The following is a 14,661-nucleotide window of genomic DNA, read 5'->3' as shown; positions in this document are numbered from 1 at the left end:
CAGTCTCCTGTTTTTCTGCCGGCTTCCGCCGACTACTCCTCATCCGCCTCTTGAGCATCAAGTTTTTGCAACTCTTGCTTCAAAAGAAGGTCCGCTTGTGCTTTCGCGGAAACATTAGATTTATTATCTTTTGCTGCTGTTGGAGCTGTTGGCACCGGTACGCCTTCAGCTTCGTATTTCGCGACAAGAGCTTTCGCTTCTTTCGCCAATTTTTCAGCTTTATCTGGATCGTCATAACCTGGGATCGTCATCAACTCTTCCACAGTCGCTGTCGCCACTGCTTGGAAAGAACCGAAGCCAGATTGGAAAATGTTTTGCGCCATTGTCTCGTTCATGCCCGGGATCAACATCAAATTGAAGATGGATTCCGCCGTACGAGAAGCCGCTGAAGATTCAGAAATGATATCCAACTTCCAGCCTGTCAACTTCGCTGCCAAACGCACGTTTTGACCGCGCTTACCGATAGCCAATGACAATTGAGAATCTGGAACAACGATTTCCATTTCACGGTTCGCATCATCTAGGAACACGCGAGAGATTTCAGCCGGAGCCAAAGCGTTGCACGCAAAACGAGTGATGTCTTCGTCCCAAGGAACGATATCGATCTTCTCGCCACGAAGTTCTTGTACGATGTTTTGCACACGAGAACCCTTCATACCAACGCAAGCACCTACTGGATCTACAGAGTTGTCTTTAGAACGAACCGCGATTTTCGCGCGTTGGCCCGGCTCACGAGCCGCTGCCATGATCTCAACAACACCGTCATAGATCTCTGGAACTTCCATTTCGAAAAGTTTCATCAAATAGCGCTCATCCGCGCGAGACATGATAATTTGTGGTCCGCGAGTTGTTTGACGAACTTCAGACAAGTAACCTTGAATACGGTCACCTGGCTTGTATTGTTCGCCTGGGATTTGTTCACGAGGCGGAATGTACGCTTCCGTACGGCCCAAATCGACAACGATGGCACCTTTTTCCACGCGACGAGCGATACCCGATGCGATTTCACCTTTACGTTCTTCGAATTCGTTGAAGATGATATTGCGTTCAGCATCACGCACTTTTTGCATGATGATTTGCTTTGCTGTTTGCGCAGCAATACGACCCAAATCAGAAGCTTCCATTTTAATACCGATAGAGTCATCAAGTTGAACGTTTGGATCCAACTTTTGAGCTTCGTCGTAAGGAATTTCAACTTCTTCGTCGATGAACTTTTCACGAGGGACGACTTCTTTGAACTCAAAAAGTTCAACTTCGCCAGTTTCTTCGTTATAAGCGGCTTCAATTTCACGGTATGTGCCGTACTTCTTGCGAGCAGCTACCAACATACCTTGAGTGATTGCATCGATAACAACTTGCTTGTCGATACCTTTGTCTTTTCCGACTTGATCAATCACTTTAGAAAGATCTGAAAACATATTTTCAGCCATGACTTTCCTCTCTCGTTACTTTTTTTGACCTTTGGTCATTTCAAAAACTACTTTAGCTTTGTCGATCATGTTGTAAGGGATTTTGATCTCCACATCCTTCACGACAAAACGGATGCCGCCTTCATCAGCCGATTCCAAAACTTCCTCGACTGTTTTAGCTGCTTTCCATTTTTTATCTGTCACACCAGCACTCTCCAAAGCTTTGGAGGTTTTGATATAAATCTTTTTCCCCACGGCTTTTTGGAAGTGCCAAGGTTTTCTTAACACCCGATCCAAACCCGGAGTTGAAACTTCAAGATTGTAAGCGCCGCCAGGGATCAGGTCTTCATTGGCATCAAGAAACTCATTAAGACCTTTAGAGACATTCGAGCAATCATCAATGCTGACGTTGCCGTCTTCTTTGTCGATGTAGATACGAAGTGTTCTTCCTTTGCCCAAGCCTACGAACTCAATGTCGTAAATAAGGACGCCTTCTTGAGCGGCAACCTCAGTGGCTATAGCTTCTACTTTTTCCATCCAAGATGGGGTCTCTGACATTTTAAGGTAATCCTTTATAACATAAACGGCGACTGGACGGAGTCCAGTTCCTGCGAGATTTGCAGGGGCTAGAAATTTGATCGAAGAATCGATCCACCCGTCCGGGCGCAAAAAAAAATGGGCCTACTGGGCCCATTGGAACGACTTGAAGCTAGCAAAAAAAATGAGCGAGGGCAAGGGTTTATCTTCACTCCCCAAAGGGACGACACTCCCTTTACGAGTGTGAGTACAAAATCGCCGTGGCTCCGTCCTTATAGTACCGAGGACGCCGACGAATTTCCTTAAACCCTAGTTTTTCATAGAGTTTTTGCGCCGGAACATTCTCCTCATGCACTTCCAACCAAAGCTCCCTCTCTTGACCCTTTGCGTTGACCAGATATTCAAACACCTTCTCCATGGCACCTCGACGTCGGTACTGGGGGTGACTGGCGACCAAAGAAATCTCAAAAGCCTCGGGAAGCTCACGATAAAGAACAAACCCAATTAAAACATTATTCTCAAAAGCCCCGACGGCCTCCGCTGTCGCCATCTCGGCCCCCAAAAGTTCTTGAGGCCAATAAAACTGCGGAAGCAACCCTTGCTCGGCATGAATGGCCTCAATCAAGGCCCGCATGGCAGGTTTATGAATGCTAGTGAGAGTTTCAATATGCATAAACTAATCCGCAATAAAGTTACGAACTTTGTACTTACGCTTAATCACTTCAAACCAAGCACGAATGCGCTCTTCCAGCTGCTGTTGAGCAAGGAACGTTTTGATATTGTCTTTAAAAGATTCAAAAGGAGTCGAACCAAACTTCACACGATTCTTATCGTAATAAGCCTGCGCCTCTTGGTCGGTAATAATGCTCGACATCGAATTCGACTTAAACTTCCAAAAACTCTTAGCCGTCAACTTACGAGCCGTAAACTTCTTAACTTCATCAGAGGAAACCTCAAGGTCTCCCCAATAAGCTCTACCAGAAACAGCTTTCTCAACCTTACTGATGGCCGCTTTCAGATCGTCATCAGAAATAGCCGCCACATTAAAATTCTCAGCCTCCATAGCGACAACAGCCTCAAGCAAAACAGCCGTCACCGCATTCCGAAACTCCGGCTGCACCGGCCGAATCTCATAAAGCCCCTTCAAAGGAGTCTTAGGAGGAAAAAGAATATTTTCGATAACCATAGAAATCTGAACTTCCCGACTAGTAACAACATGCTCAGAAACCTGCCCCACAGTTTCAGTAACCACAGAAGCCGCAAAAGCATTCAAAGAAAAAAGAAAAGGAAGAAGAAATCTCATAAAGAAAACTATGATAGAGAATCCAAACAAAGTCCAGCCTTCGCCAAAGCCACAGATCAGCAGACCAGCAAAAAACAAAAAAAGCGCGCAGCGCCAGAAACCCAAAGCGCAATACCAACATCTAATAAAAGATGTTTTGCACCAAAGTTTCAGCACACACAAAGAGGGGAATTTATTTTTCAACGATGAGGGTGGGTTGGCGAGGGGCTTTGTTCTAGGAGTCCGAAGAGAGGCCTTCGTCGGCGCCACGACGGCGCGAACCACCGCAAAGCGGTGGCGACGACTGAGCCCGGAAGGCGTGCCGACCGAAGCGACTCCTAGAACAAAGCCCCTCGCCAGCCCACCCGCTCTTCGCCTGAAACAAAAAAACAAACCCCGCCTTTACAGACGGGGTTTGCAACCACTGAGGAATTAATAAAACTACTTACTAATATTAGATTAGAAATTAACTCGTCCGACAAGCGACATTACATAGTACTGAAGCTTTTCGATCGGAGTTCCATACTGAGGTCCAGACATCCAAGTGTTTCCAGCGTTCACACGGCTAGACAAATTCCACATATATCTGAAATCCAAACCCAAAGAGTACTTCGGAGAGAATTCCAAATCCGCACCGATGATCGTACCGATATCGATCGCGTGAGAGTTGGCTTTCGTGTCGTTGTAGTAACCGTAGGATTTGTTATCCCAAGAGAAACCTCTGTAAGAGTAAGACACCACACCACCGAATACAGGTTTTACGATACCAGAGAACAATTGAACTTTCGCAGCCAATGAACCTGAATATTGTTGTACGTCGATAGAATCCGGAACGTAAACTCCGCCACCGCCATACGCGTAACCATTTGTGTAGTAACCTTGTCCTTCAACTGTGTAGTTTGAGTACAAGAACGAACCTTCGACAACGATATTGTCGTACTTCGTACCGAACGCCACACCGAGGGCATAATTTCCTTTTACTTGGCGAGTGTCTGGATAGTCACCGACTCCCAAGATACCTGCCACGTATTTAGTTTCAAGAGGAGCAACAGCCGCTTCTTCTTCCGTTTTCATAGCCGCAGCTAATTCTTCACGGATGATGTCGCGTGTGTTCTCTTTAGGTTCTTCAACTTGTTGAACTTGCACAGGTTGTACTTGTTGTACAGGCTGAGCATAAACAGGTTGTTGAACTTGTTGAGGTTGCTGTTGTTGTTGGTCTAATTGGTTGAATTTATCACCAAATAAAACCGAAGCTCTTTTCTTCTCGTCTTCCATACGAGATTGCTCGAGCTTTTCAACGATTCTTTGTTCAGTTTGCAACTCAGCATCTTGACGTGATCTGCGGATTTGTTCCGCGCGAGATTCCGTCAGTGGAGAAGCTTCAATAACAGTCGTTGGCTGTTTTTGAACTTGTGTTTGTTGCAACTGAGCATTGGACGTCGGTGTTGCCTGATTCAAAATATAAATAGGCTGACCGCTGACCGGTGCTGTGTTTGCAATACCCGCTTGAGCCTGAGGCTGAGCTTGTACTGGCGCGGCCGCTGCCGCAGGTGCCGCTTGCTGGCTTGAATACATTTGATCAAGCTCGGCATCGACATCACTTTCGATACTTTGAGCTAGCGCATAAGTGGGCGCAATACTCAAAGCCGCAAGTATATAGAAATACTTTTTCATAGAGTCTCCTCGTGGTTCTGGTTTCAAAAACCTTTTTAAGTCACTTGGGCGTAAAGCAAGCCTGATGCCAACAGGGCCGAATTTCGTCCCCGGCGTCTAAGTTGTTGATATCAAAAGTAAGTCGCTGTCTGCCCCTTGAACGCGAGCCCCGGTCACTGACCACAAATGTGACAACTTACAAGACGCTTTCTGAAATTCTTGCAAAGAGGAGTCATTTCGCCCCTGACTAGGGAAGGATTTGGTAAAACTACGCTCTATATATAAGGAGATGTCTCTCATGATGTCGAAACTCCTCAGAGCCAGCGCACTCGTTCTTTCTCTTTCTACTCTGGCGGCATGTTCTTCTGGCGGCGGTGGCGGTGAAGACTTAAAAGTCGAACCAGCCAACTGCGAAATCAACGGTAAATCTTTTGGTATTGTTGGCGGCGAAGTTCTTGGAACCGGGAATGAGTTGAGTGCGAGCACGGTGATGGTTGTGCACGTCAATTATAAAGACGACGTCAGCATCTGCACAGGCACACTTATAGATAAAGACAAAGTCTTGACGGCGGCTCATTGCATTTCGGCTTTCGGCGGAAAGTCTGTGATTGCGTTTACTAATAATATTGATTGTGCGGCGAAAGCAAAAAACAGAACTCTTCGTCCTGTGGTGAAGGATACTTATCATAAGGACTATTCTTATTGGACGAAGTCTTTGGACAATGCCTCTTACGATCTTGCGATTTTAAAATTCAGCGGTGGCATTCCTGCGGGTTACAAAGTGCGCGAGCTTCCTTCAAAGGATTTTGAGCCTGTTGCCAGCGACACCATCGTGATGTCAGGTTACGGCAATACGGCTGAGAAAAATGAAGACGCTGGTGTTCTGCGCTTTACAACGGCGACAGTGTCGCGTTTGGTGAAGGATTTCTATCTAGCGTTGGTCGGCTCCACAGTTTCAATCAAGAATACTTGGATGCTTCAACAATATGACAATGGTGTTTGCACAGGCGATTCTGGCGGACCTCTTTATGTTAGCACGGAAAAAGGTTTAACTTTGATCGGTGTGACATCGATGGGAGTTGATAACCGCGCGACGGATGAAAAGAATGTGCGCACTTGCCATGGTATGGCACTTTTCACAGACCTCAGACCCCATCTTGATTGGATTCGTGGAAAAATAAATTCTCTTTAGTGCTTACAGGGTCCCGCAAGCTTGACAATATCCGCCGGGGCCTCACTTTTAAGAAGTGAAAGCAAAAAAAATCCTCTTTTATACTTTGCTGCCTTTGTTTGCTCTGCTCGCTATGGTGGGGGTTCCACCGCCTGTGATGTTCAATGAGCAAAAAAAAGATAAGCCCGCTCAGTCCGAAAATTTGAAAGAAGAAAAAGAAGAGGAAAAGAAATAATTGGTGCGGGTGGAGGGACTTGAACCCCCACGGACGTGAATCCAAGAGATTTTGAGTCTCTCGTGGCTACCATTACACCACACCCGCGCGTGAGGGATATTTTGTAAATAAAAGTGCCCTAATACTCAAGCTCTTTTTTCTAAAAAGTGCTTACGGACGCTAAAAACGCAGTGTTTCAATGGCTCCTGCATGCTTTGTAAGCAAATTTTCAATTCTCGCATCACTGACCACTCCTCAAATTAAATATTGGACCATACAGAACAGGCAATATCGTTTAACTGAATTTGATCTGTCGCTGAGTGACCGGGTCCCTTCCAGACTCTTAGGAAGTTATTTTTTATCGGTTGGGTTTTTCCGTCTTCGATCACGGATTTTTGATCCATGTCGACGAAGTTCGGGCCGTTGTACTTAATTGAAATGGGGAATTCTTTTTCTGCGTAGGCGGCTAGCCCCACAATCGCTGAATTGTTGGCTGGTTCGTCGTATTCGAAGAACTGCGTGATCTCTTCTTTGGTGAAACGATAGCCGAATTTGTTTTCTTCGTTTTCGAAAGTCACCTCTCCACTTTCGGGAATTCCTGTGGCTCCTGTCGTATTGATGTGAACTGTGACCCAGGTGTTATCACTTGCGCGACCTGTGCACTCAGAGACCGCGAAGGCTTTTGCTGAACAAATCAAACTTGCTAATAGAAAAAAATATTTCACAACAAACTCCTTAATTTCTTAAAAACCAAAAAACAAGTTCCACTCCGCCGATCGTCATCTTTCCAGAGACTTGGCAGACCCCTTTTTCGGGAAGCAGACAGGCTCCCCATTCAGGTTCAAATATCATTTCGCCTTTTACGGTTTTCGTTTTGTCAAAAACCGTGATTTCGTATTTATGAAAAAGACCGCGGGCATTGCTTGATGGCGGTGTCACGCCCGTCTGTTTAACGATTTGCACTTCTCGGTAAGAGTCTTTGCAGTCTCCCGTAGATTCCATCACTAAAGTTTCTGCTGAAAGTTTGACATCCAGTTTTCCCGGCTGAATTGTGCAGCCCTCGGGCGCGAAACTGAGTTGCGCTTTGACGTAGTTTGCAGGGTTCACCGGATTCCACCAAATGCTGGGGCTGTAGTTACTTATGTTGAGCAACTCAATTAAATGTTCGGAGTGAACAAAGTTTGTATCATCGACTCCGCTGATCCAAAGATATTCGTGCAAAACAAGGCGCAGGCGTGCTTTGGTTTCTGTGGATCGACGAAGATCGGTCCAGCGTGAGCGATTGACTTTAATAAGACGTTTTGTCGGATAGTAGTTTACGGCGTCTCGTTCAAATCCGTCGAGCATCACATGATCTTCAGAAACGACTTCCGTTGTCATAATGGCTGCTCTTAAGTTTGTGGTATCAAAAACGGGTTTGTTATTTTCAAACAGCAGCTCAAGCCTTTGTAAAACATCTCGTCCGCTGAGAATAAATTCTGAGGCGACGGTGTCCCCGGCATTTCCGTGGTCCCATCCTGCAGCAACGGCGTGGGCGGCGGAGCTTAGAAAGGTCATGATGACGATGAACCAAAACCTCATGATTTTTTCTCCTGTGAAAGAGGAAAAAGTTGAATGTTCAAGCGATAGACGGCGTCTCTTTTTCCGTCTTCTAAGTACGTAGACAAGCGACGGCGAAAATCTTGGATCATCACCTTGGCTTCCGGCAAACGCATTTTGGAAATCGCCATGGTGATACCACTGATATCTCGGGCCTCCACAGGGTCGGCTTCTAAAGAGTGCAGAGCCTTTGAGATGTATTGTCGATGCCCTTCTCTTAAAGCCGCAGAGGGAATTTGCGATGGCGTTGCCATGTTTTTTCCCGTGAGCTGCCAAAGACCGTTTTTATTTTCGATCAAACCCAACTTTTCTAAACGGACCAAACACTCTGAAACGATTCCAAAGGGAATATTTAATCGCTCTGAAATATTTCGTTCTTGCCCTTTGAAATCTTTAATCTCAAGCAACGCTAAAATTGCAAAATGTTGCCAAGATGAAATCGCTTCGGCACTTTCCATTGCAAGCTCACTGTAATTAGGAACAGCTTCATTTTCTTCTTTCACGAAGGTGCTCATAATTAAAGCCTGGGCTTCAACGGGGTTTGTGATATTTAAACCCTCGACGATTTTTTGCGCCGTTTTGATTGTGAGCGGACGCTTGCCTTTAAGAATCGCTGACACCGTGGAAGAATCCATTCCCAGCGAGCGGGAAAAAGCTCGCAGGGAATAGGAAGAATTCTTCCGGCAGCGTTCAGCAAAGGTGCGTTTCATGTGCTCAATCAACATGCCTTCACCTATTTCACGGTCATAGCCGCATTCGGCGTTTCACCAAAAATACTTGGCGTGTAGAGACCTTCTGCGCGTGTTGGTGGAAGTTTGAACGTGCCCGGATTGTTGAGCTGATATTGATACTTCACGGTTGTGCTACCTGAAGACAGCTGTTCGAAATAGAACTTATATCCCGAATAACTTTTTTGGCCCGAGCTGTAGTAACCATAAGCTTCACTTAAAATATTACTTCCGGCGGGAATAGGGTCTAGCATCGCTATATTGTTCACATGACCGCTAGAGTGAATTTTTAAAGTCACTTCGATCACGTCACCCGCTTGATAGCCAGAGTCTCTTGTGATGTTATGGATTTCCTTTTCGATTGAAAGTCCCTGACCGCGCGGAGCCGTCAATGGCACCGCAGTCAAGCCTTGAATACCAACCCACGGTTTTCCCTCCCCGGCGTGAGTGATTTGCACTGTGGCTTTTGTTTGAGTCCATGGAGTTTTCATCTCGACTCCGCTTGTGCGACTCCAATCCACGGAACCATGTGCTTGCTGTTCAGGAATTGAAATCACCGAGGAGCCTGTCACCGTTTCTGCCTCATAGGTCTTAGCAAACACTTTAAGACCTTGCGCGACCGACATCATGGTTGATGTGTTATACCAAGCATTCGTGTTCAGATTAACAAGCCCGACAGAAAGACTTCTTGCTGCGTTGCTATCTCCGTGCAAACGCGCATGTCCCAACAAAAGGTTGGCGGTCTCTGTGGTTTCATCCGAATAGAACCAACCGTAGCTAGGAGCGCCTTTTAATTGCGCCGTATTTCCTGTGTAAATCAAACGCGAGGGTCCCATCAGTTGAATGTAGAATGGTGAACTTAATGCCATCTCTGGTGTGCCAAAAACCTGCAAGAGCCACACGTTCACTAGATCACTGTTTGTCCACTTATCAACCGTTGGGCCATAGACCGCAGGATTTCGTTGAAGCTCTGTTGCGATCGTCACACTCACGGCTTTTGCAGAAGCTTGAAGGTTCTGATCTTTAAAGGCGAAAGCACTTCTGCCCATCACAGACTGCGCACGCACCCAATCCAGAGGCTCTTTACCGACGTACACGGGGTCTACGGATTTTGTAAGAACTTGGGAAACAGCTCCTTTGAGTTTTTCGCTTAAAGCCGTTGGAACATATTTTAAAGCCCATGGTTCTTCTTGAAGAGCATTGAGAATATTCGCCGTCAGCCACACACTTCCGCGACGGGCTTGCGGATAATATTTTACAAAACCATTTAAGTCCGTATAGCCAAGTAACATGTTCAGAACTTTTTTGAGTTCTTCGGGTTTTGCCTCGGAACTATTCAGCAAGGCTTTATAGAATTGAGACTCGATAAAGAAATCTGCAAAAATATCTTGCGAGACACGTTCTTGAATTTGTTTAAGAGCGCCGTTCACAAGACTGCTCGACAAAGAAAGTCGGATCTCGCCTTTTTGCGGAAGAGCTGTGGCTTCTTTGTGAAGTTCTTGGATGAAACTGTCATTGTCCATTTGCACGATAAAAGAATTATGTATCGCAAGAGGGACGGATGGCAAAATCACTTGAGCCTCCGGCTCCATGCTGTCCACGAGGTTTCCGTTTTCATCGTAAACGTTCACCACGTATTCGATGCGACCTGCATCCTCAGAAATCGCGATGTCACCGACGTCCACAGTCTCTGAAGCGGAAGGCTTGATCTCGGTTTGTTTCGTGAGTGTCTTACGGGCGATCTCTTTGCCGTTGCTGTCCTTAACAATCACTTCCACTTCTGTCTTGTATTTAACTGCTTTGGCACCGTTGTTTTGCACAGTGATTTTTACGGGATATGTGTCACCGTGATGGGCTACAGACGGAATATTGGAATAAGCTTGCGTGTCTTTTTCAGTTAAATATGTTGCTTCGCCCGTTCCAAATTTTTGTGAAGAATCCGTGGCAATCGCGAAAACTTTAAAGCGCGTGAGGCTGTCATTCGTTGCAAATGAGAACTTGGCGACACCATTGACAACGGGAATTCCTGGTTGGAAAGCGACAAGTGCGTTAAACAATCTTCTTTTGAAATCAGCCTTGGCACTTCCGTCACCACCTTCATCGCCACCTTTACGAGAATTTTCACTTGGAATATCGGCGTTTTCATTTGATGTCACCGTCTCGATTTTTTCAAGCGGCGTCACTGTTTCAACGCCGTGACCGCGAAGCTGCATCAAAGCATCCAGAATTTTGTAAGTATCGTTGGCCTTGAGTTCTAAAATCTTTTCTTCAATCGCAACAAGAGTCACTGTGCCATTTCCTAAAGATCCTTCTTGCGCCTTCACTACCACTTGGCCGTCAACAGCTTCACCTGGTTCATATTTTTCTTTGTTCAACTTTACCGTCACTTTGGATTGGAAATGACTCCAGTTGACTTTCATATTGGCAAAACCAAGACGATACGTGGGACGACCTAAATCCATTTCTCCCGGTTTTAAGGCCGTTGCTTGTGCTCTTCCGGTGATCACGTACACCGACAAGAACGTATTCGGAGCTTGAATCGCTTTGACTGGAACTTCGACACGACCTTTTTCGCATGCGTTTGCAACGACAGCCGCTTCCATCACGTCACTGCGTTCGGTTGTGACAAGAGCGCGGCAAGTTTTAAATGGACTAGAGAAGCTGACAACCGCACGGTCGCCGTCTTTGTATTGTTTTTTGTTCAATGCCAGAGGAAGCTGTTTGTTCGCTTCTCCATCGCCGAAGTTATAATAATCACCAGCGCCGTAAACTTTTCCGTCGCTGCCGATTTTAAAGAACACATGAGCTACTTGCTGTGATGTTTTTGTTTTGACTTCAAAAGCATAGTTCCCCGCTTTCAAAGAACCCATTCGGCAAGAGGCCACTTGTTTTTGCATTGTGCATGAATTCGTCCAACGAACAGATTTTAATTCTCGCTCAAGAGTATTTTTAATCAATCCGCCATAGAGTTCTTCACCGATCACTTTGGTTTCTACACGGAGGATCTTAAAATCAAGATTTTTAAGATCTGTGATGTTTTTTTGATTTACATCCATCACCGCCGCACGAAGACGTGCCTCGCTGCGACCACCGGAAATCAGGTGTGTTCCGACGTACTCTTGAGAGTTAAAGATTTCTTTAGCCTGGGAAAGAGTTTGATATTCGCCCATTTGGTCTTTGTAGCGCACACGAACCACAAGTTTTTTTGGGCGATCCACTGTTTTTAAAACTTCGGCGATAGAGCGTCCATCACTAAGAGTTTCTTTAGCGATATCTTTCGTCAAAGAACCATCATCCCCGGTTTTTAGATTCGGAATAGTGGCCGGGCGACTGTAAGTAGGTAATGGATCTGCATCTCCACTACTTTCATCTTCGCTTAACTTAACGGGACCATTTCCGAAAGTGAATTCGTTAAGGTTCTTATTTACAATCGAAGTCGATTCGAAATAGTAGGAAATGTCGGAAGCCAGATTTTTTGCGCCGACACCGTTGGCATAGCGAATGACAGAGTTTACGGGAATGGCATCCGGCTTAACCAAAGCTTGCGTTGGGAAAGACATAATGCCCGACATCAACGGGATTTTAAACTCGGCAACTTCAATATCACCCGAAGCTAGACTCACGTCTTCCGCATTATTACCAAGAAGTTTTACGTAGTAGCGGCCAAGTTTGACCGAAGAATCATTTGGAACACTCCAAACAATATTCGCCACACCATTTTTCCAAGTTAGAGGAAGTTCATAATAAACATCTCTTTCTTCTGCACTTGAAATTCGCGCCAGCGTGGGAAGCTGACTTTCGGCGACCTCACTAAAGCCTTTTGCTTGAGGAATTTTGGCGATAAGTTCAATAGGAACTTCTTGACCCGGTTTTACTAAGTTCACACCGATCACGCTATGAAAGTGCGGTTGGTTTTCAGTGATGTCACTGTAGTACCAATCGATTCCCGGGGCTGCCAATGCATAGGTGTTGGGACTGGTCCATGAAGAATGGGAAAGAGTGATGTCGTCAGCGATTTTTGCTACAACATAGAAGCCGTCTTTTTCCAAATAAGGTGAGTAAATAGATTCAGGAGAGTTGCAATTTGCAGCCCATTCCTCTTTGACGAAACTCACAAGGCCTGAGCTGTCTGTTTTAAGAGTTTTCACCTTTTCACCAAGACAGTTGTAAATTTCAACGTCAGCTTCGGCAACGGGTTCCGCGTTAGAAAGTCTTGTCACCCAAACAAGATTACTCGTTGTTCCTTTTTTTAGATGAACGGCAAGATCCGTGACTTGGGCAAGAACGTATTTTGGATTGTAGTAGCGGTCTTCTTCAGAATCCGAATGGCCAGCCTCAAACGTCGGGCTTGAAATTTCAATCGGATAAAAACCACTTTGCGGAACTTTACCAGATTCGGCAAAAGGAAATTGTAAATAGAGAGGACGATTTTTTTCACCAGAGAGCTGTTGATTTACAACTGTATTCGCGACACCCAACGTCTCCATGGGGCTGACGTAATTCGGTGTTGATCCATAAGCACCGCGAGTTTCGTAAGCGCGGATAATTCGGATCATCTCCGAAACGTCCTGAATCGGCTCCCACAGTTTCGCGTCCTTGCCTGTTTTACGAATAGAGATTTTTTGGTTTAAATTCACAATACCTACAGGCAAATAGACATTCGGTACGTTTTTCTCAAAGAACGAAACTGCCTGAGGAACATGAATCACTTCACTCATAGTTCCAATGCGGATATGAAATTCGGCAATGGCATTTGAAAGACGTCGATTGTCGATATCTTTAAGACCTTGAGGCAGCACAACCTTGGCCTGAGTTTCAGGTTCAATATTCACGTTGAAAACAACGGAGTCCACGATGGTGTCGCTGTATTTTGCGAGAAACGGAAAGTATTCGGCCAAAATATCCCAGATGCTGTCCCAGAGCCCCACTTCTTGACTTAATTCAGGATAACTTCGCACTAACTTTCCGTCTTTTGATTTATAGGGAACATATTCGATGTACGATTCTTTGACGTCGAGCCATTTCGCATGACCGTTCATGGCGACCGTGATCGGAGATTTTGGCAAACAAGTGGCATTTTTAGCACTCGGGTTTGCACATTGGATCTTTGCTTGAAATTCACTGCGAACGGAGAATTCTCTAGTGAACTTCTTTTCGGAACGCACATCGCTGTTTTCACTGCTGGCCTGATTTTCAACCGTCAAACCGACTTGAGCCCCCGGGATGAGACTCTGATGAACGGTCGCCAAGATCCAATTTTTGGCTTTAAACTCGATGCCCATATAGCGGTAACTGCTAAAGTAAGAAAATATCTTTTCAACCTGATCGGGAGGTACTGGAACCAGGGGGATCTTCTCACTAGGAGCATTAGAGCTTAAATAGTTTAAATATCCATTTTGTTCTGCAAAAAATTTCGTTCGATCCACGGGACCGTCAAAAACCAGAAGTATCACCGCTTCTTTTTCACGAAGCGTTCCTTGGAATCCTCGCGCGGCATAAACTTCTTTAACGTTTGGACCACTGACAGTCACTGAATAATGAATCGTTCCGGCTTTCCAAACAGTTCCACTGTTGGCGGTGACGTCGTAAAGCTGGACGATATCACATTTCGTGCCGCCCGCCGTTTCTCCTGTAGAGTCTTCGTCGTCGGAAGCCTTAAAGTTATAAGTCCACATCGTGTCGTTGTCCGCCCAGCTTGAATAGCCTTCCATGACGGGAGAGCAAGTCACTTTGAAAATTTCTTTTTCACCGTTTTTACTTTTATCAATGGTCGACGGAAATTTAATTCTCAACTGAGAAAGAGGTTCATCGACTTTGTTGATCGGTTCAGGAATTACTCCATTGAAATCTTTGATTTGTTCTTTCGAATTTGCAATAAACGGAAAAAACAAAAGGACACTTAAACTTAAGATCACGTGCTTCATAGTTTCCTCGCTCTTTTTTTATTTCGATTCTTCGGCGTTGTAACAAGCGAGCAGGCCTTCATCAATAGATCGGAGGATTATATTCCCGCAAAGTGCGGCAAAAATTTTTCACGCATCTGCATAACACTCGAAATCTCTAGCAAT

Annotated in this window: 10 protein-coding genes and 1 tRNA gene; 1 reads left to right on the top strand and 10 read right to left on the bottom strand. The window is 45.4% G+C overall.

What is annotated here, in order from left to right; all coding sequences use genetic code 11:
• Positions 1–32: 32 nt before the first annotated feature.
• The 5 genes from nusA to ACLSSO_RS07085 all read right to left on the bottom strand — a co-directional run bounded on the left by nusA (position 33) and on the right by ACLSSO_RS07085 (position 4,902).
• Entirely contained in the window at positions 33–1,430 is a 1,398-nt protein-coding gene (gene nusA, locus ACLSSO_RS07105) for a transcription termination factor NusA (protein ID WP_413944501.1), read from the bottom strand.
• A gap of 15 nt (positions 1,431–1,445) precedes the next feature.
• Entirely contained in the window at positions 1,446–1,967 is a 522-nt protein-coding gene (gene rimP, locus ACLSSO_RS07100) for a ribosome maturation factor RimP (protein WP_413944500.1), read from the bottom strand.
• 214 nt (positions 1,968–2,181) lie between these two features.
• Positions 2,182–2,619: a GNAT family N-acetyltransferase gene (locus ACLSSO_RS07095; RefSeq protein WP_295903875.1), complete on the bottom strand. Its 438-nt coding sequence runs from the start codon at positions 2,617–2,619 to the stop codon at positions 2,182–2,184.
• Between the two features lie 3 nt (positions 2,620–2,622).
• Entirely contained in the window at positions 2,623–3,249 is a 627-nt protein-coding gene (locus ACLSSO_RS07090) for a hypothetical protein (protein ID WP_295903871.1), read from the bottom strand.
• Positions 3,250–3,687: 438 nt separating this feature from the next.
• Positions 3,688–4,902, bottom strand: a complete 1,215-nt coding sequence (locus ACLSSO_RS07085) for a hypothetical protein (protein ID WP_295905747.1) — start codon at positions 4,900–4,902, stop codon at positions 3,688–3,690.
• Between the two features lie 277 nt (positions 4,903–5,179).
• Between ACLSSO_RS07085 and ACLSSO_RS07080 the strand changes: the two genes are divergently transcribed.
• Entirely contained in the window at positions 5,180–6,073 is an 894-nt protein-coding gene (locus tag ACLSSO_RS07080; RefSeq protein ID WP_413944499.1) for a S1 family peptidase, read from the top strand.
• A gap of 215 nt (positions 6,074–6,288) precedes the next feature.
• Here the strand turns inward: ACLSSO_RS07080 and ACLSSO_RS07075 are convergent.
• From ACLSSO_RS07075 to ACLSSO_RS07055, 5 genes are all read right to left on the bottom strand, one after another.
• Positions 6,289–6,374: transfer RNA gene (locus ACLSSO_RS07075), tRNA-Leu, on the bottom strand.
• 152 nt (positions 6,375–6,526) lie between these two features.
• Positions 6,527–6,991 (bottom strand): hypothetical protein, encoded by a 465-nt coding sequence (locus ACLSSO_RS07070; protein WP_413944498.1) that lies wholly within the window; start codon positions 6,989–6,991, stop codon positions 6,527–6,529.
• Between the two features lie 10 nt (positions 6,992–7,001).
• Positions 7,002–7,847 carry a hypothetical protein gene (locus ACLSSO_RS07065; protein WP_413944497.1) on the bottom strand — a complete coding sequence of 282 codons (846 nt, stop codon included), beginning with the start codon at positions 7,845–7,847 and terminating at the stop codon, positions 7,002–7,004.
• Positions 7,844–8,575, bottom strand: coding sequence for a TIGR02147 family protein (locus ACLSSO_RS07060; RefSeq protein ID WP_413944496.1), 732 nt, complete (start codon positions 8,573–8,575; stop codon positions 7,844–7,846). The genes ACLSSO_RS07065 and ACLSSO_RS07060 overlap by 4 nt, the downstream gene beginning before the upstream one ends.
• Positions 8,576–8,598: 23 nt before the next feature.
• Positions 8,599–14,517 carry an alpha-2-macroglobulin family protein gene (locus ACLSSO_RS07055; RefSeq protein ID WP_413944495.1) on the bottom strand — a complete coding sequence of 1,973 codons (5,919 nt, stop codon included), beginning with the start codon at positions 14,515–14,517 and terminating at the stop codon, positions 8,599–8,601.
• Positions 14,518–14,661 lie beyond the last annotated feature (144 nt).

Source organism: Bdellovibrio sp. HCB-162 (assembly GCF_047344985.1).
Classification (GTDB): Bacteria; Bdellovibrionota; Bdellovibrionia; order Bdellovibrionales; family Bdellovibrionaceae; genus Bdellovibrio.
Note: the sequence above shows the minus strand (reverse complement) of the source record. Positions and strands in the feature narration are given on the sequence as shown.

Excerpts from the sequence above, each read along its gene's own strand:
- ACLSSO_RS07085 (WP_295905747.1), bottom strand. The coding sequence starts at position 4,902 with ATGAAAAAGTATTTCTATATACTTGCGGCTTTGAGTATTGCGCCCACT.
- ACLSSO_RS07055 (WP_413944495.1), bottom strand. The coding sequence starts at position 14,517 with ATGAAGCACGTGATCTTAAGTTTAAGTGTCCTTTTGTTTTTTCCGTTT.
- rimP (WP_413944500.1), bottom strand. The coding sequence starts at position 1,967 with ATGTCAGAGACCCCATCTTGGATGGAAAAAGTAGAAGCTATAGCCACT.
- ACLSSO_RS07080 (WP_413944499.1), top strand. The coding sequence starts at position 5,180 with ATGATGTCGAAACTCCTCAGAGCCAGCGCACTCGTTCTTTCTCTTTCT.
- ACLSSO_RS07095 (WP_295903875.1), bottom strand. The coding sequence starts at position 2,619 with ATGCATATTGAAACTCTCACTAGCATTCATAAACCTGCCATGCGGGCC.
- nusA (WP_413944501.1), bottom strand. The coding sequence starts at position 1,430 with ATGGCTGAAAATATGTTTTCAGATCTTTCTAAAGTGATTGATCAAGTC.
- ACLSSO_RS07090 (WP_295903871.1), bottom strand. The coding sequence starts at position 3,249 with ATGAGATTTCTTCTTCCTTTTCTTTTTTCTTTGAATGCTTTTGCGGCT.
- ACLSSO_RS07060 (WP_413944496.1), bottom strand. The coding sequence starts at position 8,575 with ATGAAACGCACCTTTGCTGAACGCTGCCGGAAGAATTCTTCCTATTCC.
- ACLSSO_RS07065 (WP_413944497.1), bottom strand. The coding sequence starts at position 7,847 with ATGAGGTTTTGGTTCATCGTCATCATGACCTTTCTAAGCTCCGCCGCC.